General features: G+C 65.9%; 24 protein-coding genes. 21 read left to right on the top strand and 3 right to left on the bottom strand.

The window, feature by feature from the left end:
- Positions 1-24 precede the first annotated feature (24 nt).
- Both R2B70_RS07370 and R2B70_RS07365 read right to left on the bottom strand, forming a co-directional pair.
- Complete coding sequence (locus R2B70_RS07370; protein ID WP_010673983.1) at positions 25-222, bottom strand: hypothetical protein; 198 nt, start codon at positions 220-222, stop codon at positions 25-27.
- A gap of 61 nt (positions 223-283) precedes the next feature.
- Positions 284-1,180 carry a DMT family transporter gene (locus tag R2B70_RS07365; RefSeq protein ID WP_257707113.1) on the bottom strand — a complete coding sequence of 299 codons (897 nt, stop codon included), beginning with the start codon at positions 1,178-1,180 and terminating at the stop codon, positions 284-286.
- A 111-nt stretch (positions 1,181-1,291) separates the two neighbouring features.
- Here R2B70_RS07365 and rsxA point away from each other — a divergent pair, with 111 nt between their 5' ends.
- The 8 genes from rsxA to gloA all read left to right on the top strand — a co-directional run bounded on the left by rsxA (position 1,292) and on the right by gloA (position 8,717).
- Positions 1,292-1,873: an electron transport complex subunit RsxA gene (gene rsxA / locus R2B70_RS07360; protein WP_318163007.1), complete on the top strand. Its 582-nt coding sequence runs from the start codon at positions 1,292-1,294 to the stop codon at positions 1,871-1,873.
- Between the two features lie 4 nt (positions 1,874-1,877).
- Positions 1,878-2,444 carry an electron transport complex subunit RsxB gene (gene rsxB, locus R2B70_RS07355; protein WP_010673980.1) on the top strand — a complete coding sequence of 189 codons (567 nt, stop codon included), beginning with the start codon at positions 1,878-1,880 and terminating at the stop codon, positions 2,442-2,444.
- Between the two features lie 14 nt (positions 2,445-2,458).
- Entirely contained in the window at positions 2,459-5,050 is a 2,592-nt protein-coding gene (rsxC, locus tag R2B70_RS07350; protein ID WP_318163006.1) for an electron transport complex subunit RsxC, read from the top strand.
- 3 nt (positions 5,051-5,053) lie between these two features.
- A complete protein-coding gene (gene rsxD, locus R2B70_RS07345) occupies positions 5,054-6,106 on the top strand; it encodes an electron transport complex subunit RsxD (protein ID WP_318163005.1) in 1,053 nt (350 codons plus the stop codon).
- A 43-nt stretch (positions 6,107-6,149) separates the two neighbouring features.
- Positions 6,150-6,782 carry an electron transport complex subunit RsxG gene (rsxG, locus tag R2B70_RS07340; RefSeq protein ID WP_103858587.1) on the top strand — a complete coding sequence of 211 codons (633 nt, stop codon included), beginning with the start codon at positions 6,150-6,152 and terminating at the stop codon, positions 6,780-6,782.
- Between the two features lie 16 nt (positions 6,783-6,798).
- Positions 6,799-7,557, top strand: a complete 759-nt coding sequence (locus R2B70_RS07335; RefSeq protein WP_042079243.1) for an electron transport complex subunit E — start codon at positions 6,799-6,801, stop codon at positions 7,555-7,557.
- Between the two features lie 14 nt (positions 7,558-7,571).
- A complete protein-coding gene (nth, locus tag R2B70_RS07330) occupies positions 7,572-8,213 on the top strand; it encodes an endonuclease III (RefSeq protein ID WP_103858586.1) in 642 nt (213 codons plus the stop codon).
- Between the two features lie 90 nt (positions 8,214-8,303).
- Entirely contained in the window at positions 8,304-8,717 is a 414-nt protein-coding gene (gloA, locus tag R2B70_RS07325; protein WP_042079241.1) for a lactoylglutathione lyase, read from the top strand.
- 60 nt (positions 8,718-8,777) lie between these two features.
- On the opposite strand, the gene R2B70_RS07320 is transcribed toward gloA, so the two are convergent.
- A complete protein-coding gene (locus R2B70_RS07320) occupies positions 8,778-10,409 on the bottom strand; it encodes a methyl-accepting chemotaxis protein (RefSeq protein ID WP_318163004.1) in 1,632 nt (543 codons plus the stop codon).
- A 290-nt stretch (positions 10,410-10,699) separates the two neighbouring features.
- Here R2B70_RS07320 and R2B70_RS07315 point away from each other — a divergent pair, with 290 nt between their 5' ends.
- The 13 genes from R2B70_RS07315 (at position 10,700) to R2B70_RS07255 (ending at position 22,676) form a co-directional block, all read left to right on the top strand.
- Positions 10,700-11,629 carry a ZIP family metal transporter gene (locus R2B70_RS07315; RefSeq protein WP_318163003.1) on the top strand — a complete coding sequence of 310 codons (930 nt, stop codon included), beginning with the start codon at positions 10,700-10,702 and terminating at the stop codon, positions 11,627-11,629.
- Between the two features lie 240 nt (positions 11,630-11,869).
- On the top strand, positions 11,870-12,562 hold the full coding sequence (mtnN, locus tag R2B70_RS07310; RefSeq protein WP_042079239.1) for a 5'-methylthioadenosine/S-adenosylhomocysteine nucleosidase: 693 nt from the start codon (positions 11,870-11,872) through the stop codon (positions 12,560-12,562).
- Positions 12,563-12,621: 59 nt separating this feature from the next.
- On the top strand, positions 12,622-13,521 hold the full coding sequence (locus R2B70_RS07305; protein ID WP_318163326.1) for a cobalamin biosynthesis protein: 900 nt from the start codon (positions 12,622-12,624) through the stop codon (positions 13,519-13,521).
- Positions 13,514-14,356: a cobalamin-binding protein gene (locus R2B70_RS07300; RefSeq protein WP_318163002.1), complete on the top strand. Its 843-nt coding sequence runs from the start codon at positions 13,514-13,516 to the stop codon at positions 14,354-14,356. The genes R2B70_RS07305 and R2B70_RS07300 overlap by 8 nt, the downstream gene beginning before the upstream one ends.
- Before the next feature lie 103 nt (positions 14,357-14,459).
- Entirely contained in the window at positions 14,460-15,464 is a 1,005-nt protein-coding gene (gene pseB / locus R2B70_RS07295; protein ID WP_069784654.1) for a UDP-N-acetylglucosamine 4,6-dehydratase (inverting), read from the top strand.
- Entirely contained in the window at positions 15,461-16,603 is a 1,143-nt protein-coding gene (gene pseC / locus R2B70_RS07290) for a UDP-4-amino-4,6-dideoxy-N-acetyl-beta-L-altrosamine transaminase (protein WP_318163001.1), read from the top strand. Before pseB ends, pseC begins: the two co-directional genes overlap by 4 nt.
- Positions 16,594-17,439 carry an aldo/keto reductase gene (locus R2B70_RS07285; protein ID WP_318163000.1) on the top strand — a complete coding sequence of 282 codons (846 nt, stop codon included), beginning with the start codon at positions 16,594-16,596 and terminating at the stop codon, positions 17,437-17,439. Before pseC ends, R2B70_RS07285 begins: the two co-directional genes overlap by 10 nt.
- Positions 17,436-18,191, top strand: a complete 756-nt coding sequence (locus R2B70_RS07280; RefSeq protein ID WP_318162999.1) for a glycosyltransferase family protein — start codon at positions 17,436-17,438, stop codon at positions 18,189-18,191. Before R2B70_RS07285 ends, R2B70_RS07280 begins: the two co-directional genes overlap by 4 nt.
- Positions 18,188-19,477, top strand: coding sequence for an aminotransferase class III-fold pyridoxal phosphate-dependent enzyme (locus R2B70_RS07275; RefSeq protein ID WP_318162998.1), 1,290 nt, complete (start codon positions 18,188-18,190; stop codon positions 19,475-19,477). Before R2B70_RS07280 ends, R2B70_RS07275 begins: the two co-directional genes overlap by 4 nt.
- A complete protein-coding gene (locus R2B70_RS07270) occupies positions 19,478-20,422 on the top strand; it encodes a hypothetical protein (RefSeq protein WP_318162997.1) in 945 nt (314 codons plus the stop codon).
- On the top strand, positions 20,404-20,967 hold the full coding sequence (pseH, locus tag R2B70_RS07265) for a UDP-4-amino-4,6-dideoxy-N-acetyl-beta-L-altrosamine N-acetyltransferase (protein WP_318162996.1): 564 nt from the start codon (positions 20,404-20,406) through the stop codon (positions 20,965-20,967). Before R2B70_RS07270 ends, pseH begins: the two co-directional genes overlap by 19 nt.
- A complete protein-coding gene (gene pseI, locus R2B70_RS07260) occupies positions 20,964-21,992 on the top strand; it encodes a pseudaminic acid synthase (protein WP_318162995.1) in 1,029 nt (342 codons plus the stop codon). Before pseH ends, pseI begins: the two co-directional genes overlap by 4 nt.
- Positions 21,993-22,010: 18 nt before the next feature.
- Positions 22,011-22,676: a class I SAM-dependent methyltransferase gene (locus R2B70_RS07255; protein ID WP_318162994.1), complete on the top strand. Its 666-nt coding sequence runs from the start codon at positions 22,011-22,013 to the stop codon at positions 22,674-22,676.
- Positions 22,677-22,705 lie beyond the last annotated feature (29 nt).

Here is a 22,705-nt window from a genome sequence, read left to right as displayed (position 1 = left end):
GTCATAAAGCCCCTCGGGTACGGATCACTCCTCCCCAAGCAGATAGTGCCTGGCCTCCTCGTCGGCCTGACCGAGGGCCGCCTCCCACAGCTCGGCGATGCAGAGCCCCTCCTCCCCCACGGCCTCCTCCTCCAGCGCCTCCAGCGCCCTGGCATCGGCCAGGGTAAAAGGGTGGTGGCTCAGCAGTGCCTTGGCCTCGGCCAGCAAGATCATGTCGCTCATGGTGTGGCTCCTTCATGGCCGGGATGCTCCCCTGTCCAGACTGTAGCCCAACGGCGGCGACTCATCCCCCCATGGTGATGGCCTGTGACCGCGGCTTGCCCGAGGGCAGCTGGCCCACCCCGATGCCGGCCAGCACGGCGGCGCAGGCAAGCCATTGCAAGGGACTGAGGGTCTCCCCCAGCAGCAGATAGGCGAGCAGCAGGGTAAACACCGGGATGAGGTTCACATAGGCCGCCGCCAGGGTCACCTTGACCTGGGTCACCGACCAGTTGTAGAGCAGGTAGGCGCCGAGCGTCACGAAGGCGCCGAGGAAGACGATGACCGCCATGTCCTGCCAGGCCCAGGCGGCAGGCCAGGGGGAAGAAAAGGCAAAAGGCGCGAAGAAGAGGGTGCCGACGAAGGCCTGCAGGGCCGTCAGGGTCATCACGCCGTAGCGGCTGGAGAGCTTCTTGAACACCACGGAATAGGTGGCGGCGCAGAGCATGGCCCCCATCTCCAGACTGTTGCCGAGCAGGGCGTTGGGGGCAAACTCGTCGGCCCCCTCCCCCAGTCCCAGCAGGGCGATGCCGGCGATGGCGATGGCAAAGCCGAGCAGCTGGCGGCGGCTCACCCGCTCCCTGAGCAGCACGAAGGCCACCAGAGCCACCATCAGGGGCAGCAGGGCACAGACCATGCCCGCCTGGCCGGCGCTGGTGTAACGCAGGGCGTTCACCTCCAGCAGGAAGTAGAGGCAGGGCTCGAGCGCCCCCATCAGGGCCAGCCAGCGCCAGTCCCCCTGCCGATAGTGAAAATTGCCGAGCCGGCGGTAGCACAGCAGCCAGCAGCCCGAGGCCACCCCCATCCGCATGAAGAGCACCTGGCCGAAAGACCAGACCTCCAGCACATGTTTGAGGGCGATGAAGGAGCTGGACCAGAGCAGCATGGCCAGGGTCAGGGTCAGGATGGGTAAAGGGCGCACTATGCCTCCATGAATTGGCCAGTCGAATAATAACCATGCGGCCTTGCGGTTGTCTAAAGGCACCTAACATCAGATAATACCGCCGCCTTCATACCGGATAACCCATCGTCAATGACTGAGTACCTGCATTTACTGGTCGGCACCGTGCTGATCAACAACTTCGTGCTGGTGAAGTTTCTCGGCCTCTGCCCCTTCATGGGCGTCTCGGGCAAGCTGGAAACCGCCATCGGCATGGGACTGGCCACCACCTTCGTGATGACGCTCGCCAGCGCCTGCTCCTACCTGATGGAGCACTACATCCTGATCCCGCTGGACATCGCCTACCTGCGCACCCTGGGCTTCATCCTGGTGATCGCCGTGGTGGTACAGTTCACCGAGATGGTGATCCGCAAGAGCAGCCCGACCCTGTATCGCCTGCTCGGCATCTTCCTGCCGCTCATCACCACCAACTGCGCCGTGCTCGGCGTGGCGCTGCTCAGCATCAACGAGCGCCACAACTTCATCCAGAGCATCATCTACGGCTTCGGTGCCGCCGCCGGCTTCTCCCTGGTGCTGATCCTGTTTGCCGCCATGCGGGAGCGCCTGGTGGCCGCCGACGTGCCGGCCCCCTTCCGCGGCGTTTCCATCGCCATGGTCACCGCCGGCCTGATGTCGCTGGCCTTCATGGGCTTTACCGGCCTCATCAAGATATAGCGCTATGACTCACATACTCTTTGCCATTCTGGTGCTGGCCCTGCTTGCCCTGGCCTTCGGCATCATTCTGGGCTTTGCCGCCGTCAAGTTTCACGTAGAGGCCGATCCCATCGTCGATCAGCTCGACGCCCTGCTGCCCCAGACCCAGTGCGGCCAGTGTGGCTACCCGGGCTGCAAGCCCTACGCCGAAGCCCTGGCCAATGGCGACAAGATCAACAAGTGCGTGCCAGGTGGCGACGCCACCATGCGCAAGATAGCGGACCTGATGGGGGTCGATCCCCAGCCGCTGGACGGGGGCGAGGAGGCGGCAACCCCGGTCAAGAAGGTGGCCTTCATTCACGAGGACATGTGCATAGGTTGCACCAAGTGCATCCAGGCCTGCCCGGTCGATGCCATCCTCGGCGCCACCAAGGCGATGCACACCGTCATCGCGGCCGAGTGCACGGGGTGCGACCTCTGCGTCGACCCCTGCCCGACCGACTGTATCGAAATGATCCCGGTGCCGACCACGGTCGACAACTGGAAATGGGATCTGGCCAAGGTCGCCATTCCGGTCAAGATAGTGGAATAAACAGCGGAGTAACCATGCAGCATCTGCTCGAACGCATCAAAGCCGGCACTCTGTGGGATTTTCACGGCGGCATTCATCCCCCCGAGAACAAGCACCAGTCCAGCCTGACCCCCGTCGTTGACGCGGGCCTTCCCCCCCAGCTCATCATCCCGGTGCGCCAGCATGCCGGCCCCGCCGGCGAACTGCTGGTGCGGGTGGGGGACAGGGTCAAGAAGGGCCAGCCGCTGACCGGCTTTGACAAGGGGCGCATCGTGCCGGTGCACGCCTCCACCTCGGGCACCGTCACCGCCATCGAACAGCACACGGTGGCGCACCCCTCCGGCCTCGACGATCTCTGCGTCATCCTCACCCCGGACGGAGAGGATGCCTGGGGGCCGCGCGACGGCCGCCCCGACTACTGGAATCTGGAGCGCGGCGATCTGCTCGCGCGCATTCAGCAGGCGGGCATCGCCGGCCTCGGCGGCGCCGTCTTCCCGACCCACAGCAAGCTCGACGGGCGCGGTCAGCTCACCGAGATCCTGATCGTCAACGGCCTGGAGTGCGAACCCTACATCACCACGGATGACCGCCTGATGCAGGAGTATGCCGACGAGATCATGGACGGCATCCGGGTCCTCAAGCACCTGCTCAAGCCCAAGCTCACCCTGATCGGGGTGGAGGACAACAAGCCCGCGGCCATCGAATCCCTCAACCGCCATGCCACAGACCCGGATGTGCTGGTCAAGTCGGTGCCGACCAAGTACCCCTCGGGCGGTGCCAAGCAGACCATAGAACTGCTCACCGGACGCCAGGTCGCCAAGGGCGGCCGTGCGGTGGACATGGGCATCATGGTGCTCAACGTCGCCACCGTGTTCGCCATCAAGCGCGCCATCATCGACGGCGAGCCGCTCATCGAGCGCATCGTCACCCTCACCGGCGACGCCTTCAAGAAGCCCGGCAATGCCTGGGTGCGCCTCGGCACCCCGGTTCGCTGGCTGTTGCAACGCTTCGAGCTGCAACCGGAGGCGGATCAGCGGGTCATCATGGGGGGCCCCATGATGGGCTTCACCCTGCCCCATGCCATGGTGCCCGTGGTCAAGGCCACCAACTGCCTGCTCTCCCCCACCCGCGCCGAGCTGCCGCCCCCCGGCCCCGAACAGGCCTGCATCCGCTGCAGCGCCTGTGCCGATGCCTGCCCCGCCACCCTGCTGCCCCAGGAACTCTACTGGTACAGCCGGGTCAAGGAATACGACAAGGCCGAGAAGCTCAACCTGTTCGACTGCATCGAGTGCGGGGCCTGTGCCTGGGTCTGCCCGAGCGAGATCCCCCTGGTGCAGTACTACAAGATCGCCAAGGATGACATCCGCGAGGCCCGTGCCGAGCACGAGAAGGCCGAGCGGGCCAAGCAGCGCTTCGAGGCCAAGCAGGCCCGTTTCGAGCGGGACAAGGCCGCGCGGGAGGCACGCCATGCCGAGGCGGCGGCCCAGCGCCGTCAAGCCATGACGGCCGCGGGGGGAGAAGATCCCGTCGCCGCTGCCCTGGCCCGCCTCAAGGCCAAGCAGGAGACCGCCCAGGCAGGCACCAGCGAGCCAGCACCGGACAACGGCGCCATGATTGCCGCCAGAGAGGCGCGCAAGCAGGAAGCGCTGGCACGTCGCGCCGCCAAGGCGGCTGAGGCCGCTGATGGCGTGGAGAGCGGCGCCGTCGAGGTCGATCCCAAGAAGGCGGCCGTGGCTGCCGCCCTCGCCCGCGCCAAGGCCAGGAAAGCCGCCCAGGCTGCAGGGGACGACGCCGTGAGCGAGACTGCGCAGGGGCACCGGGACGAGGCCCCCCCCGCATCGATCCTGACCGAGTCCGCCGACGCCGATCCCAAGAAGGCCGCCGTGGCCGCCGCCATCGCCCGTGCCAAGGCCAGGAAAGCCACCCAGGCTGCAGGTGACGACGCCGTGAGCGAGACCGCGCAAGAGCACCGGGACGAGGCATCACCCGCATCGACCCTGGCCGAGCCTGCCGACGCCGATCCCAAGAAGGCCGCCGTGGCCGCCGCCATCGCCCGCGCCAAGGCCAAGAAGGCGGCTCAGGCAGAAGGCACTGCGGCCGAGGGGACGACGACCGAGCATCCGGCAGCCGGGAGCGAAAGCCCCGCCGACGCGACCGTCCCGGTGGCGAGCGAACCTGCGGCAGAAGTCGATCCCAAGAAGGCGGCCATCGCCGCCGCCATCGCCCGCGCCAAGGCCAAGAAGGCGGCTCAGGCAGAAGGCACTGCGGCCGAGGGGACGACGACCGAGAATCCGGCAGCCGGGAGCGAGAGCCCCGCCGACGCGACCGCCCTGGTGGCGAGCGAACCTGCGGCCGAAGTCGATCCCAAGAAGGCGGCCATCGCCGCCGCCATCGCCCGCGCCAAGGCCAAGAAGGCCGCTCAAGCCGAGGGAATTGCGGCCGAGGGGACCACGGCCGAGAGCCCCGCCGGCGCGGCCACCCCGGTGGCAAGCGAACCCGCGGCAGAAGTCGATCCCAAGAAGGCGGCCATCGCCGCCGCCATCGCTCGCGCCAAGGCGAGAAAGGCCACCGACGCCGCCGCACGCGAGTCCACCGAGTCAGACCCACTTTCCGACAAGAGCCACTGATCCATGTTCAATATCGCGATGGCGCCCTTTGCCCACAACCGCAGGCAGACCCAGACCATGATGGCGCTGGTGATCCTGGCCTGCCTGCCGGGTTTTCTGGCCCAGACCTGGTTCTTCGGCTGGGGCACCCTGATCCAGATCCTGCTGGCGCTGGTCACGGCACTGGGCTGTGAGGCCTTCGTCCTTCGCCTGCGCGGGCGCCCCGTCAAACCGGCGCTGCTGGATGGCAGCGCGGCCCTCACCGCCGTGCTGATCGGCCTCGCCTTGCCCCCCCTGCTGCCCTGGTGGATGCTGGTGATCGGCACCGCCTTTGCCATCATTATCGCCAAGCACCTCTACGGGGGGCTCGGTCAGAACCTGTTCAACCCCGCCATGGTGGCCTATGTGCTGCTGCTGGTCTCCTTCCCGGTCCAGATGACCAGCTGGCTTCCCCCCTCCAGCATCGCCGCCTATGACATCGGCTTCGGCGATGCGGCCTCGGTGATCTTCACCGGCTTCAGCCTGGACGGCTACAGCATGCTGCAGCTCAAGCAGGGGGTGGATGGCCTGACCATGGCCACGCCGCTCGATACCCTCAAGACCGGGCTGACCCAGGGACTCACCGCCAGCGAGGTGATGACCCACAAGGTGTTCGAGGGCTGGGGCGGCATTGGCTGGAGCTGGGTCAACCTCGGCTACCTGCTGGGGGGCCTCTTCCTGTTGCAGCAGAAGGTGATCAACTGGCGCATTCCGGCCGCCGTGCTGGGCTCACTGCTGCTGGCATCCACCCTGGGCTATCTGGCCACGCCGGATGCCACCGCCACCCCCATGCTGCACCTGTTCAGCGGCGCCACCATGCTGGGGGCCTTCTTCATCGCCACCGATCCGGTGAGCGCGAGCACCACGGCGAAGGGGCGCCTGGTCTACGGTGCCCTCATCGGGGTGCTGGTCTATCTCATTCGCCGCTTTGGCGGCTACCCGGACGCCTTCGCCTTCGCGGTGCTGCTGGCCAACCTGTGCGTGCCGCTGATTGACAGCCTGACCCGCCCCAAGGTCTATGGAGCCCGTCGCAAATGAACCCATATCTGAGTTGCCGGACACGCGAGACGGAGAGCCTCCCATGTTGAAGAGCATGCGCAAGAACGGCCTGACCCTGGCCCTGTTCGCCCTGGGTTGCACCGCCATGGTGGTGCTGACCAACGAGCTGACCCGGGATCGCATCGCCCACCAGCAGCAGCTGGAGCAGTTGCGCACCCTCGGGGCCCTGCTGCCGGAGGGAAGCTATGACAACGATCTGGTGGCCAGTTGCAAGCTGGTCAGGAGCCGGGAATACCTGGGCAGCGATCAGCCCATGCCGCTCTATACCGCCACCCTCAAGGGGGTGCACACCGGCTACGCGCTGGAAACCGTGGCCCCCGATGGTTACAGTGGGGCCATCCGCATGGTGGTCGGCACCGACGCCAAGGGTGCCATCAGCGCGGTGCGGGTACTGACCCACAAGGAGACCCCGGGCCTGGGGGACAAGATAGAGCTGAAGAAGTCCAACTGGATCGACAGCTTCGTCGGCCGTACCCTCAATGCAGAGAACGAGGCCAGCTGGGCGGTGAAGAAGGACGGGGGCGAATTCGACGCCTTCACCGGCGCCACCATCACCCCCCGGGCCGTGGTCAAGGCGGTGAAGAACCTGCTGCTGCTGCAACAGGAGCACCCCGAGTTGCTGCGGGACGCCCCCTCCTGTGACGCCACCCCCTAACGCCGGAGCACAAGCTATGGAACAAGTCGACGTGATTGACGGGCAGGGCCCGATCAGCGAGAGCAATGGCCGCCGCGAGGAGCTCAAGGAGCTGATGCTGCAGGGGCTGTGGAAGAACAACCCCTCTCTGGTGCAGGTGCTGGGCCTCTGCCCCACCCTGGCCGTTTCTTCCACCTTCACCAATGCGCTGGGGCTGGGTCTTGCCACCATGGTGGTGCTGATAAGCTCCAACCTCGCCATCTCCCTGGTGCGAAACTGGGTGCCCAAGGACATCCGCATCCCGGTCTACGTGATGATCATCGCGGCTCTGGTCACCAGCGTGCAGCTCTTGATGAACGCCTACACCTACGGCCTGTATCAGGCGCTCGGCATCTTCATCGCCCTCATCGTCACCAACTGCGTCATCATAGGCCGGGCCGAGGCCTATGCCTCCAAGAACCCCCCTTTGCTTGCGGCCGTCGACGGCTTCATGATGGGGCTGGGCTTTACCCTGGTGCTGCTGGTGCTGGGGGGGCTTCGCGAGATCATCGGCATGGGCACCCTGTTCGACGGTGCCGACCTGCTGCTGGGGGACTGGGCCAAGTCCCTGCGCATCGAGCTGTTCCACGCCGATGCCAGCCTGCTGCTGGCCATACTGCCGCCGGGGGGCTTTATCGGCCTTGGCCTGCTCATCGCCGGCAAGAATGCCATCAACGACTGGATGGGCCGCAAGCAGGCCGCCGACAGGGCCCACTGCAGCGTGCCGGCGGCGGGCGCCCGCGCCACCCAGCTCTGAGACAAGAGAGAGCCATGAACAACCAGAAACGCAGGCAGATCCTGGAGCGACTGCGGGACGACAATCCGCACCCCACCACAGAGCTCAACTTCACCACGCCGTTCGAGCTGCTCATCGCCGTGCTGCTGTCGGCCCAGGCCACGGATGTGAGCGTCAACAAGGCCACCGACAAGCTCTATCCGGTGGCCAACACCCCGGCCGCCATGCTGGCCCTCGGGGTGGTGGGGCTCAAGGAGTACATCAAGACCATCGGCCTGTTCAACACCAAGGCCGAGAACGTCATCAAGACCTGCGCTATCCTGCTGGAGCGCCACGGCGGCGAGGTGCCGGAGGATCGCGAGGCCCTCGAGGCCCTGCCCGGCGTGGGCCGCAAGACCGCCAACGTGGTGCTCAACACCGCCTTCGGCTGGCCCACCATCGCCGTCGACACCCACATCTTCCGGGTGTCGAACCGCACCGGCTTCGCGGTGGGCAAGAACGTGGATCAGGTGGAAGAGAAGCTGCTCAAGGTGGTGCCCGCCGAGTTCAAGCTGGATGTGCACCACTGGCTCATCCTGCACGGCCGCTACACCTGTCTCGCCCGCAAGCCGCGCTGTGGCTCCTGCATCATCGAAGACTTGTGCGAATACAAAGAGAAGGTCTATCCCGAAAGCTGATCCGCAGGGCGCAGCCTGACTTGCAGGCGTCTGCGGAGCCGGGCCTCGGGCCATCAGGCAGTACCAATCACCAACCCGGAGAATTGAGCAATGAGAATTCTGCATACCATGCTGCGCGTCGGCGATCTGCAACGCTCCATCGACTTCTACACCCGAGTGCTGGGCATGAAACTGCTGCGCAAGAGCGAGAACAGCGAGTACAAGTACACCCTGGCCTTCGTCGGTTACGGCGACGAGAAGGACGAAGCCGTCATCGAGCTCACCTACAACTGGGGGGTGAGCGAGTACGAGCTGGGGTCCGCCTACGGCCACATCGCCCTGGAAGCGGATGACATCTATGGTACCTGCGAGGCGCTGCGCGCCGCCGGCGCCAAGATCACCCGCGAGCCGGGCCCGGTCAAGGGGGGCACCACCGTCATCGCCTTCGTGGAAGATCCGGACGGCTACAAGATTGAGCTGATCGCCAAGAAGGATGCCGGCACCGGTCTCGGTACCAGCGTCTGAATCCGTGCTTGCGGTGATACAAACAACGGGGCCCTGGGCCCCGTTTTCATTGGCAGGCCGTCAGGCCAGGCGAAAGCGCCCCATGGTCTGGCGCAGCCCCGCCGCCAGCTGACTCAGCTCCAGACAGGCGCGGGCGGTGTGATCCGCCCCGCCCGCCACCTCGTTGGCGGAATCATTGATCCGCGCCACGTTGCGGCCCAGCTCGTCGGAGACCGCATCCTGCTCGCCACAGGCGCTGGCGATCTGGATCGCCATGTCGGCGATCTGGGCGACCGCCTCCTCGATCTGCTGGATGCCCGAGCCGGTCCGCTCGCTCTGGCTCACGCACTGACGGATCATCTCGCAGCTCTGGCCGGTCACCGCCTTCGCCTGGTTGGCGCGCACCTGCAGGGTCTCGATGATGGCGACGATCTCGCCGGTGGAGGCCTGGGTGCGGCCCGCCAGGGTGCGCACCTCGTCGGCCACCACGGCGAAGCCGCGGCCCTGCTCCCCGGCGCGGGCCGCCTCGATGGCGGCATTGAGTGCCAGCAGGTTGGTCTGCTCGGCGATGCCGCGGATCACATCCACCACCAGGTTGATCTGGGCCGATTCCCGCTCCAGCTCGGCCACCAGGGTTCCGGCCTGCTCCATCTCCTCGGCAACCCGGGTAATGGCCACCAGGGTGCCCTGTACATCCTGATTGCCGCGACGGGCCAGGGCATTGGCGGAGCTCGCAGACTCGGAGGCGACCTCGGTGTTGCCCGCCACATCCGCCACCGTGGCCTTCATCTGGGCCATGGCGGTCGCCACCTGGGAGATCTCCTGTTGCTGGCTCTGGATCCCCTGGGCCGACTGCTCGGAGACGGTGCTCACCTCCTCGATGGCGGCGCCCAGCTGGGTCACGGCGGCGACGACCTCCTCGATGAGGCCCCTCAGGTTGTCCTGCATCTTGAGGGAGGCCCTGGCCAGCATCCCGAGCTCATCCTGTCCTATGTGCCGGCGATCCAGATCGTGGGTCAGATCCCCCTGGGCGATGGCGTTGGCCTGGGCGACCACGGCCTGCAGCGGCAGGCAGATCTGGCGGGTCAGGAACCAGGTCATGACCCCCATGAACAGCAGCAGGGCGCCTATGCTCGCCGAGGCGAAGAGCGTCACCCTGTTGACGCTGCCGAGCAGGCTGCCGCGGTTCTCCCGCACGAAGCCCAGGTTCACCTCCACCAGGGCGTTTACCGACTGCTCCAGTTCGGTATAGGCTGCATTGGAGCCGAACAGCACGTCCCTGGCCTGCTCACTGTCTCCCAGAGAGAACAGCTGATCGACCCGGTTGACCGCCCCCAGATACTGCAGCCAGTGCTGCCTGACCCGGTTGAACGCCCGGCGTTCGTGCTCGGCCCCCACTGTGGCCTCATAGGCACCGAGCGCCTGCTCCACCTTGCCCAGGCTCTCCTGAATGCGACCGCGGCGGACCTGCCTGTCGACGACATCCTCCACCATCAGCAGGGCAAACTGGGCGCGCCGCACATAGGAGACGTCGTAGAGCAGGTTTTCCACCGAGATGACGCTCGGCAGGGTGGAGTCGGTGAAATTCAGCACCCGGTCCCGCACGCCGCGCAGTTCGCTGGCGAGAAACAGCCCGAACAGTATGTTGATGACGGCGATGACCGAGAAAACGGCGGCAATCTTCTTGCCGATGGAGAGATGCTTGTAAGACATGTTGGCTGGTGATCCTCGACTGCGAAGACGCAGTGACACAATGATCACATCCGTGTAAGCGGTGACCCGAGACTCCTGACGGGAAATGACGACGCGCGAGCAAGGACAGGGCCTTTCCCCTCCCCTCGCCACCCCGGGCCTATGTCGCTCGGCCCGGGAGCCCGCTACAGAGCGACCACCCGGGCGCCAAACTTGAACCGATTGTCGCAATCGCCCCGGCGCCATGGACAAACGGGGGGCCAGGTTATGTAATGGCACCCTCGTCTCTTGATCACAGCGCCCGAGGCTCCATGGAAAACGCGTCGACACTCTCCCCCTCCTGGTCCGTCCAACTGCGCGAGCAGATCCAGGCTCGTCCCCTCGTCGCCCTGGGGCTGCTGCTCGCCCTGGCCGCCGTCCTGCTGCTCCTGTTGCAGAGTCTGATCGTGCTGGCGGCCGGTGACATCACCGCCGGCATGCGCTATGGCCTCATCGGCGGTGTCGCCGGCTTTGTCGCCACGGCGCTCGGGGCCCTGCCGGCCCTGTTCCTGCGGGCCGTTCCCCAACGGGTGGAAGACGCCATGCTGGGTTTTGCCGCCGGCATGATGCTGGCCGCCAGCGCCTTCTCCCTGTTGCTGCCGGGCCTCGAGGCCGCGGAGGGGATCACAGGCGACGGCTTCCTCGCCGCCGCCGTGGTGGTGACGGGCATGGCTCTCGGCGTCCTGCTGATGCTGGGGCTGGATCAGTTTACCCCCCACGAGCACGACAAGACGGGGCCCTGCGGTCCCGGCCACGAGAGCTGCTCCCGGGTCTGGCTGTTCGTTTTCGCCATCGCCCTGCACAACCTGCCGGAGGGCATGGCCATCGGGGTCAGCTTCTCCCAGGGTGACATGGCCGTCGGTCTGCCGCTCACCACCGCCATCGCCCTGCAGGACATTCCCGAGGGGCTGGCGGTGGCGCTCGCCATGTGCGCCGCCGGTTTTCGTCCCCCGCTGGCCGTGCTGGTGGCCATCGCCAGCGGTCTGCTGGAACCGCTCGGGGCCCTGCTCGGGGTGGGGCTCGCCAGCGGCATGGCCATCGCCTACCCCATTGGCCTGGGGCTCGCGGCCGGCGCCATGCTGTTCGTGGTCTCCCACGAGGTGATCCCCGAGACCCACCGCAACGGCCACCAGACCCACGCCACCCTGGGCCTCATGGTCGGCTTTGCCCTGATGATGACGCTGGATACCGCGCTGGGATAACGCGTCGGCCCCCCGTGCACTCCGTAGTCTTCCACAAAGCGCTTCCCGAGCGGCTGGCCCTGTTCGCCAGCACACTGCAACGGCTTGCAGAGCGCGGCGAGCCGGCCGCCCTTGTCCAGCACTCCCACTGACGCAGGAGATGCCCCGCCAGCCCCATAGGAATGCTCGGCGCCATCGCCAAGTTTTGTTATCATCCCCGCCAACTTTTTCGGCCCAGCGGCCATCGAGACGAGGTAGATGATGAAAGTAGGTATTATCGGCGCCATGGAGCAGGAAGTGGCCCTGCTGCGCAGCCAGCTGAGCGAACCCACCACCCTGCAACTGGGTGGCTGCGAGTTTTATCAGGGCCGCCTGGCCGGTAAAGAGGTGATCCTGACCCGCTCCGGCATCGGCAAGGTCGCCGCCAGCGTCGCCACCAGCCTGCTGCTGGAAAAATTCGCCCCCGACTGCGTCATCAACACCGGCTCCGCCGGCGGTTTCGCCCAGGATCTGCACATCGGTGACGTGGTCATCGCGAGCGAGATGCGCTTCCACGACGTGGACGTGACCGCCTTCGGTTACGAGATGGGCCAGATGGCCCAGCAGCCCGCTGCCTTCCCCTGCGATGACAAGCTCATCGCCCTGGCCCAGGCCTGCATCGCCGAGCAAGGCAAGCACCAGACCAAGGTCGGCCTCATCTGTACCGGTGACCAGTTTATGTGCAAGCCCGAGGCGATTGCGAAAGCCCGCGCCGACTTCCCGCAGATGCTGGCGGTGGAGATGGAAGGGGCCGCCATCGGCCAGGTGTGCCACATGTTCAAGGTGCCCTACCTGGTGGTGCGCGCCATGTCCGACATCGCCGGCAAGGAGCAGGTGGAATCCTTCGATGCCTTCATCGAGGTGGCGGGTCAACACTCCGCCGAGGTGATCATCGCGCTGCTCGGTAAATTGTGATCGATACCCTCTCCTGGGACGCCCTGGTGACCGCCCTCGCCTCGACGACGGCGGCCATCATGGTGGGCGCGGCCCTGCTGGAGGTCCTGCTGCCCTGGCCGGCCCGCTTTCGGCCCGGCACCGTCGTGCCCCTGCTGACCCGCCTCGGCCAGAAAGTCTATCGCCCCGACGGTACGCCCCGCCAGCAGGGCCAGGCCGGGCTCCTGGCCCTGCTGGTGGTCTGGGTGCCCTGCGCCGCCGGTCTCTGGGCGGTGCGCAATCTCGCCCTGTCGGAGCCCCTGTTCGATCTGCTGTTTCTGTTGCTGATGCTGGAATCCCGGCCACTGCGCGAACTCGCCCAGGGGAGCCGCGCCCTGGCCACCCAGGAGACCCTGGTGGTGGCGAGGCTGCAGGCGGCGCCCTGGCTCAGGCGCGAGACGGGGAAGCTGTCGGTGATGGGGCTGAACAAGGCGGTGAGCGAGACCTGCGTGCAGCGCCTCGTGGGCCAGTGGGCCGGCCCCCTGCTGGGCTTTGCCCTGGCCGGGGTGCAAGGCGCCCTGCTCTGGCGCCTCGCCCAGCTGATGAACCAGGCCTGGAGCCCGAAGCAGGCCGAGTTCGTCCACTTCGGCCGCCCCGCCGCGGCGCTGTACCAGGGACTCTGCGCCCCCGCCATCCTGCTGCTGGCGCTCCCCCTGTGCCTGACCCGGCTGCGCCGGCTCGGCGGCAGGCTGCGCCCCGCCCTGCACTGGCCCTATCCGGCCATGGGCTGCCTGCTCGCCCTGCTGGCCCTGACCACGGGCAGCCGGCTCGGCGGCCCGCGCTACTATCGGGGCCAGCTGGTGCGCTTCCCTGTGCTGGGCGAGGGGGAAGAGCCCGATGCCCTCCTGCCCCGGCGCCTGCTGCACCGCCTGCTGCTGATCGGCTGGGGCTGGCTGACCGTGGCGTTACTCCTGACCCTGCTGGTACTGCACCATGGCTAATCCCTTGCACTGGCGGGCCCTCTGCCTGCTGCTCTGCCTGCTGAGCGCCCCCCTGCTGGCCACAACACCTCCGGCGCCACAGCGCATCATCACCCTCACTCCCCATCTGACCGAGCTGTTGTATGACATCGGAGCCGGGGATCGCATCGTCGCCACCGACGACGCCTCCGATTATCCCCCCGAGGTGGCGCCCCTGCCGCGGGTCGCCAACTATCGCAGCATCAACCTCGAAGCCCTGCTGGCCCAGAAGCCGGATCTGGTGGTGGCCTGGCGCTCGGCCCAGGCCCGCATGCTGGCCCCCGTCGAGAAGCTCGGTATCCCCGTCTTCTACTCGGAGCCCACCGACTTTGCCTCGCTGGCCACCGAGATGCGCAGCCTGGGGCGCCTGCTCGGCGTCGAACAACAAGCTGACGCCAGGGCCGGCGCCTATCTGGCCAGACTCAATGCCCTGGCGGCGCGCTATGGCAAGCCCAAGTCCGTCTCGGTCTTCTACCAGCTCTGGTATCCGCCGCTGACCAGCGTCAATGATTCGACCTGGCCCGGCCAGGCCATCACCCTGTGCGGCGGCCGCAACATCATGGCCAAGGCGGCGACCCCCTATCCCCAGGTCGGGCTGGAGCAGGTGATCAAGACCGACCCTGATCTCATCCTGGCCGGCAGCCAGGACCCTGAGGTGCTGGCGCACTGGCGACAGTGGCCCATGCTGGACGCCGTCAAGCAGCGGCGGCTCGCCCTCATCAACGCCGATGAGCTGCACCGCTTCACCCCCCGCGCCCTCAACGCGGTGGAGCAGGTATGCGAGGCGATCCTGCACGGCCCCTCACCATCCGCCTGACGCCGTCATGGCGGTGAGCGCCCCATGGGGCGGGCATCTCAGTGATATGGCATAAAATATGCTTCACTATTTGAAGACACTCACTCCATAACGGGACAATGACATGTTCAACGGAAAAACGATCCTGATCACCGGGGGTACCGGCTCCTTTGGCAAGAAGTTCATCGAAACGGTCCTCACCCAGTACACGCCGAGCCGTCTGATCGTCTACTCCCGTGATGAGCTCAAGCAATTCGAGATGCAGCAGCGGTTCAACCACCCCTGCATGCGCTACTTCATCGGCGACGTGCGCGATGGCGAACGCCTGGACATGGCCATGCACGGCGTGGACTTCGTGGTCCATGCCGCCGCCCTCAAGCAGGTGCCTGCCGCCGAATACAACCCCATGGAGTGCATCAAGACCAACATCCACGGGGCGGAAAACGTCATCAAGGCGGCGCTCAACAACGGGGTCGAGAAGGTGATCGCCCTCTCCACCGACAAGGCGGCCAACCCGGTCAATCTCTATGGCGCCACCAAGCTCTGCTCCGACAAGCTGTTCGTGGCCGCCAATAATATGGCGGGCAAGAACCCCACCATCTTCTCCGTGGTGCGCTACGGCAACGTCGTGGGCTCCCGCGGCTCGGTCGTGCCCTTCTTCGACCGGCTGATCAGGGAAGGGGCCAGCCGCCTGCCCATCACCCATGCCGAGATGACACGCTTCTGGCTGACTCTGCAGCAGGGAGTGGAGTTCGTGCTGACCAACTTTGCCCGCATGAAGGGGGGGGAAGTGTTCGTTCCCAAGATCCCGTCGGTGCGCATCACGGATCTCGCCAGCGCCATGGCGCCGGAGCTGCCCCAGGAGATCATTGGCATCCGCCCGGGCGAGAAGCTGCACGAGGTGATGTGCCCGGCCGACGACTCCTACCATACCTATGAATTTGACAACTATTACGTAATCGCCCCCAGCATCACCTTCACGAGCCGCAACAATGACTTCGCCGTCAACGCCCTGGGGGAGAAGGCCACCCAGGTCGAACACGGCTTCGAATACAATTCCCTCAACAATCGCCATTTCCTGTCGATAGAGGAATTGAAAGTCATGAATCAGCAGGTGCTCGCCGAATGATCCCCTATGGACGCCAATCCATCACAGATGAAGATATCGAGGCCGTCGTCGCCGTCCTGAAGTCCGACTACCTGACCCAGGGCGAGATGGTGCCCGCCTTCGAACAGGGGCTGGCCGACTATTGCCTGGCCCCCCACGTGATCGCCTGCAGCAATGGCACCACGGCACTGCACCTTGCCTGCGCCGCGCTGGATCTGGGGGCGGATGACTGGGTCTGGGTCTCCGCCATCAGCTTTGTCGCCTCCGCCAACTGCGCCCGTTACTGCGGCGCCCAGGTGGACTTCGTCGACGTGGAGCCCGAGACCGGCAACCTCTGCGTGGCGGCGCTGCGCGAGAAGCTGCAACGGGTGCAGGGCAGCCCCCACCAGCCCAAGGCCCTGGTCGCCGTGCATCTTGCGGGCCAGCCCTGCGATCTCGCCGAGATAGGTGCCCTGTGCCGAGAATATGGCGTGCACCTCATCGAGGATGCCTGCCATGCCCTGGGGGCCAGCTATCAGGGGCAACCCATCGGTAGCTGTGCCCACAGCGACATGACCGTCTTCAGCTTCCACCCGGTGAAACCCATCACCACAGGGGAAGGGGGAGCCGTGACCACCCGCTGCGCCGCACTGGCCGCAAAGCTGAGGCTTTATCGCAGCCATGGCATCACCCGGGAGCCCGCTCAGCTGAGTGCCCCCAGCCCGGGAGGCTGGTACTACGAGCAGCAGGTACTGGGTTTCAACTACCGGCTGACCGACATCCAGGCCGCACTGGGCGCAAGCCAGCTTCGCCGCCTGCCCCTGTTTATCGAGCAGCGCCAACAGCTTGCCGCCCGCTACGACGAACTGCTGACCCGGCTGCCGGTGCAGCCCCTGCGCCAAATGGATGACAGGCGCAGCGGCTACCACCTCTATGTGGTCCGGGTCGCCGACCGGGATCGGGTGTTTGCCCATCTGAGGGAGGCCGGCATAGGGGTGAACGTCCATTACATGCCCATCCCGGCCCAGCCCTACTATCGCGAGCTGGGTCATGATCCCGCAGCCTACCCCGGCGCCCAGGCCTATTACCGGCAAGCCGTCAGCCTCCCCCTGTACCCCGTCCTCTCCCTGGCGGAGCAGGATCAGGTGGTGCGGGCGCTGGAGTCCGTGCTATGCGCCTAGCCCTGGGCACGGTCCAGTTCGGGCTCGATTACGGCGTCAGCAACCGCGCCGGCGAAGTGCCGGATGACGAACTCGATGCCATCCTGACCCTGGCCCGCAAGCTGGGGGTGGATACCCTGGACACGGCCCAGGCCTATGGCAAGGCCGAGACCCGGCTCGGCAGCCATCACACCGCCGACTTCCAGCTGGTGGGCAAGCTGGCGCCGGGCATCCAGGCCACCGAGGTCGCCACCTCGGTGGCAGGCAGCCTGCAACGCCTGGCCCGCCCCAGGCTGGACGGCCTGCTGCTGCACCGCAGCCAGGATGCCAGCCCCGCCCTGTTCGAGCAGTTGGCAGAGCTGCAGCGTCAGGGGCTGGTGGGCAAGCTGGGGGTCTCCGTCTATGCCCCCGAGGAGCTGGCACTCTGGCTGGCGCAGGGTTATCCGCTGGAGCTGGTGCAGCTCCCCGCCAACCTGCTCGATCAGCGTTTTTTACGCTCGGGCTGGCTCGACCGACTGCAGGCCCTGGGGTGTGAAATCCACGTGCGCTCTCTGTTCCTGCAAGGCCTGCTGCTGATGCAGCCGGCCATGCGCCCGGACTATTTCCAGGCCTTCGCCCGACCGCTGACGCGGCTGGACGACTGGCATCCCCATCTCTCCCCGCTCCACAAGGCGCTCTCCCTGATCCCGGCCCTGCCCCAGGTAAGCCGCTTCGTGGTCGGGGTCTGTCATGCCCATGAACTGGCGGCCATCGCCTCGACCTATGCCCATCTGCATCCGTGCCATGACGACGAGCTGGCCGCCCTCGCCTGCGACGAGCCCGGCCTCATCAACCCGGCCATGTGGAGAACATCATGATCCTCGGAATATTGCAGGCCAGAGCCAGCTCCAGCCGACTGCCGGGCAAGGTACTCAAGCCCCTGCTCGGCGTCCCCATGCTCGCCCGCCAGATAGAGCGGCTCCAGCGCTCGACCAGGCTGGATCGACTGGTGGTCGCCACCAGCGACCAGGCCGGGGATGAGGCCATCTCGGCCCTTTGCACCGAGTTGGGCGTCCCCTGTTTTCGCGGCCCGCTGGACGACGTGCTGCAGCGTTTTCATCTGGCCGCCCAACCCTTCGGCCCCAGCCAGATCGTGCGGCTCACCGGGGATTGTCCGCTCGCGGATCCCGCCCTCATCGACGAGCTGGTCGAGCTGCATCTGACCGGCGGCTACGACTACAGCAGCAACTGCTGGGACCCCAGCTACCCGGATGGACTGGACGCCGAGATCCTGAGCGCCGCCACCCTGGATCTGCTGGCCGGGAGCGCCCACACCCCGACCCAGCGCGAACACGTCACCTACTACATCCGCCAGCACGAGGCGCAGTTCAAGATAGGCAAGCTGGCGCGCCAGCCGAGCCTGGCCCATCTGCGCTGGACGGTGGACGAGCCCGCCGACTTCGCCCTGGTCGAGCAAATCTATCAGCGGCTCTACCCGTCAAACCCGGCCTTTGCCACCGAAGACATTCTCGCCCTGCTGGCGCGTGAGCCGCAGTTGGCGACCCTGAACACCCAACATCAACGCAATGAGGGGCTGGCAAGCTCGCTGGCCAAGGAGAACCACTCATGACCTCACGGTATCAGCATTCACTGACCCTCTCCGCCCGGGCCGAGCAGAGCATTCCTTTAGGGTCCCAGACCTTCTCCAAGAGCCGCCTCAGCTTCCCCTATGGCGCCGCGCCGCTCTTTCTCGAGCGCGGTCAGGGCGCCAGGGTGTGGGATGTGGATGGCAACGAGTATCTCGACTTTGCCAGCGGCCTGCTGGCCATCAGCCTGGGTTACTGCGATCCGGAGGTGAACCAGGCCGTGCTGGATCAGCTCAGCCTGGGCTCCATCTTCTCCCTGCCCCACCGCCTGGAAACCGAGGTGGCGGAGCAGCTCATCGAGCTCATCCCCTGCGCCGAGATGGTCCGCTTTGGCAAGAACGGCACCGACGCCACCTCCGCCTGCATTCGCCTCTCCCGCGCCGTCACCGGTCGGGAGCGGGTCGCCGTCTGCGGCTACCACGGCTGGCAGGACTGGTACATCGGCTCCACCACCCGCCACCTGGGGGTGCCCGAGTGCGTGCGCGAGCTCACCCATCGCTTCGACTACAACGATCTGGCCTCCCTCAAGGCCCAGCTGGAAGCCCATCCCGGCGAGTTTGCCGCCGTGATCCTGGAACCCATGAACGTCGCCTGGCCCGCTCCGGACTTCCTGCCCGGCCTGCGCCAGCTGTGCGACGAGCACGGCGCCCTGCTCATCTTCGATGAGACCATCACCGGTTTTCGCTTCCACCTCGGCGGCGCCCAGACCCTGTTCGGGGTGACCCCGGATCTGGCCGCCTTCGGCAAGGGCATGGCCAACGGCTTCCCCATCTCCGCCGTGGTGGGTCGCCGCCAGTACATGCGCCGCATGGAAGACATCTTCTTCTCCGGCACCTTCGGCGGCGATGCCATCGCCCTGGCGGCGGCCAACGCCGTGATCGGAAAGATGCGCCGGCTCGACGTGCCTGCACGGCTGGCCGAGCGGGGCCAGCAGTTGCTGAACGGGCTCGATGCCTTGCTGCAAAAGTTGGATGCCCCGAGCTGGCTGCAAAGCGCCGGCCATCCGAGCTGGAGCTTCCTGCTCATCGGCGACTCGGCCAACCACTCCAGCTGGCTGCTCAAGAGCTATTTCATCCAGGAGCTGTGCAAGCGGGGCATCCTGAGCCTCGGCAGCCACAACCTGAACCTTGCCCACAGCGAGCAGGATGTACAGACCCTGCTGGCCGTCTATGCCGAGGTCCTGCCGGCGCTTGTCCGCCTGGATGCCGACAAGGCCATTCATCAGGCCCTGGATGGCGAGCCTATCCAGCCGGTGTTCAAGGTGCGCTAAATGCCGCCGCTCTGGATCTTCAGCGAGGGGGACCAGGCCCGGGGCCTCGGTCACCTCAGTCGTTGCAGCGCCTATGCCGCGGCCTGGCGACAGCAGGGCGGTACCGTCCACTGGGTAGTCGATGGCGACGAGCTTGCCAGCACTCTACTCGGGAAGGAGTCCGTCAGCTGGGACACCTGGCAGCAGCGACCCATCTCCCCGCAACAGGCGGTCGCCATCGTCGACTCCTACTCGGCCAGCCTGGCCACGCTTGAGAGCATCTCTGCCGGTTTCCTGCGGGTGCTCTATCTCGATGACACCGAGCGGCTGAACTACCCGAAGGGGCTGGTCATTCACGCCAGCCCGGGCACACCAGGCAACCAGTCCGACATCGCCACCTGGCGGTGGGGACCTGGCTGGCAACCCCTGCGCCCCCCGTTCTGGTCCGTGCCCGCCCGAATCCGGGTCTCAACCCGCATCGAACGCATCCTGCTCATCATGGGCGGCACCGACATCCACGACCTGCAACCTGGCCTGGTCACCTGGCTGCGCCGGCACCATCCGGACGCGGAGTTGAACGTCGTCAACCGGGCGCCCGACTCGCGCCTGTCGGGATGCCGGCAACATCACAACCTCGATGCCGGGCAGATGGCGGATCTCATGTGCCGCTGCGATCTAGCCATCAGCGCCGCCGGGCAGGTGACCTATGAACTGGCACGCTGCGGTCTGCCGGGCGTGCTCATCGGCGTAGCCGACAACCAGGCCCGCCAGCTGGCGGGCTGGTGCGGTCCAGACACCTTTGTCTCCGGCGGCTGGTGGCAGGATGCCGCCCTGCTATCCCGGCTGGAACAAGGGCTGGCGACGCTGGCGACAGCGGAGGAGCGCGCCAGACGGGCACAAGGGTTGCAGCGACTCATGGCAGGAAACGGTACCCTGGAGGCCCTCTCATGGCTCAACCAGGCCTAGATCTGCAGCACGCCTTCGACCTCGCCGGGGTGAGCCTGCTCCCCTTCGCCATGCTGGACGAACAGCAGGTCGTGGCGGTCTGGCAGATGCGAACCCACCCCGAGATCGCACGCTGGATGAATACGGGAGGCGACATCAGTCTGGAGACGCATCGCGCCTTCATGGCACGCCAGCACCAGGACACCCGCAACCTGAACTACCTCTGCCTCGACCCCCGGGGGATCCTGGGGGTGATCGCCCTGCACCGGCTGGACTGGCAGAATCGTCTGGCCTGGCTCGGGATCTATCGCAATCCCTCGCGCCCCGACAAGGGGCTGGGGGCTCGCCTGCTGGCCACCGTCAACCGCCTCGCCTTCGAGGTCGCCCGGTTGCATACGCTCAAGCTGGAGGTCGCGGCCGACAATGAAAGAGCCATTCAGGCCTATCTGCGTGCTGGCTTTCGCCATGAAGGGGCCTGGCGGGAGGCGGTCTATCGCCCTCATACAACAAACTATGTCGATCTCGTGCTCATGGGGATCACCGAACAGGAGTGGAGACATCCATGACCCAAGCCATTCATCCGAATCGATGCTTCATCATCGCCGAACTGTCGGCCAATCATGGCCACTCCCTGGAGACGGCCCTCGCGACGGTACGCGCAGCCAAGGCGTGCGGCGCCAATGCCATCAAGATCCAGACCTATACGGCCGACACCATCACCCTCGACTGCGACAATGAACATTTCCAGATCAATCAGGGCACCATCTGGGATGGCACCACGCTCTACAAGCTCTACCAGAAGGCCTATACCCCCTGGGAGTGGCATGCCGCCATCCAGGCGGAAGCGCACAAGGAAGGCCTCATCTTCTTCTCCACCCCCTTCGACCCCAGTGCCGTCGATTTTCTGGAGACACTCGACGTCCCTCTCTACAAGATCGCCTCCTTCGAGATCACCGACATCCCCCTGATCGAGTACACCGCCAGCAAGGGCAAGCCGATGATCATCTCGACCGGCATCGCGACCCTGGCCGACATCGATGCCGCCGTGCAAGCCTGCCGCCGCGTGGGCAATCACGACATCACATTGCTCAAGTGCACCTCCTCCTACCCAGCCCCGGTGGAGGAGGCCAACCTGCTCACCATGCCGAATATGAAGCAGACTTTCGGGGTCGAGGTGGGGTTGTCGGACCATACCCTGGGGGAAGCGGTGGCCATGGCCGCCACCGCCCTGGGGGCTAGCGTGATAGAGAAGCACTTCATTCTGGACCGAGCCCTGGGTGGACCGGATGCCTCCTTCTCCATGACGCCGGACGAGTTCGCCCACATGGTCGAAGGGATCCGGCAAGTCGAGGCGGCCCTGGGTGAGGTCAGCTATCACCTCAGCGACAAGACGATGCGCAACCGGCGCTTCGCTCGCTCCCTCTTCGTCTGTGAGGACATGAAGGCGGGGGATGCCTTCACGTCCCGCAATGTCCGTTCCGTCCGGCCGGCCGATGGTTTGCCCCCGGTTCACCTTCCCTCCCTGCTGGGTCGCCGTGCCAGCCAGGATATTCAGGCCGGTACGCCCCTGGCCTGGTCATTGGTTTCCTAAACGGTCGAGGAGCTCAGCATGGATCAGAAGAACGTCTTCATGTCCCGGGAAGGGAACGAGTGGTACGAACGCAACAAGAGCGCCATCCTAGGCAAGACCCTGGAGCGCGATCCCATCTTCAAGGCACTGGCGTATCTGGGCAGCAAACCCGCCAGGATCCTGGAGATTGGCTGTGCCAACGGCTGGCGGTTGGCGCAGCTGGCCGAGCATTACGGCGCACGCTGCTATGGGGTGGATCCCTCGGCCAGTGCCATCCAGGATGGGCTCTCCCGCTACCCTGGATTGCAGCTCACTGTGGGGACGGCCGACAACCTGCCCGAGATGGAACCCGTCGACCTCATCATCTTCGGCTTCTGCCTCTATCTGTGCGATCCCCAGGATCTGTTCAAGATTGCCGCAGGCAGCGATGCGCTGCTGGCCGATCGGGGACTCATGACCATACTGGATTTCAATCCGCCGGCCGGGCACTATCGCAACGACTATCAGCATCACGCCAGTCTCTTCAGCTACAAGATGAACTACGGCGATCTGTTTGCCTGGCATCCGGGTTACCACCGTCTGTTCGAGCATGTGCAGCATCACGACGGCGGCACCGAACTCGAGCCGGATGCGCTGATCTCGGTGCAGATCCTGCGCAAAGATGCGAGGCTGCTCGCGGCGCAGAACCCCTATCCCGCAAGATAAAAAATACCGACCCAAGGGTCGGTATTTTC

It is taken from the genome of Aeromonas sp. XH, assembly GCF_033348475.1.
Classification (GTDB): Bacteria; Pseudomonadota; Gammaproteobacteria; order Enterobacterales; family Aeromonadaceae; genus Aeromonas; species Aeromonas sanarellii.
This window is presented reverse-complemented; position numbering and strand designations above follow the sequence as displayed.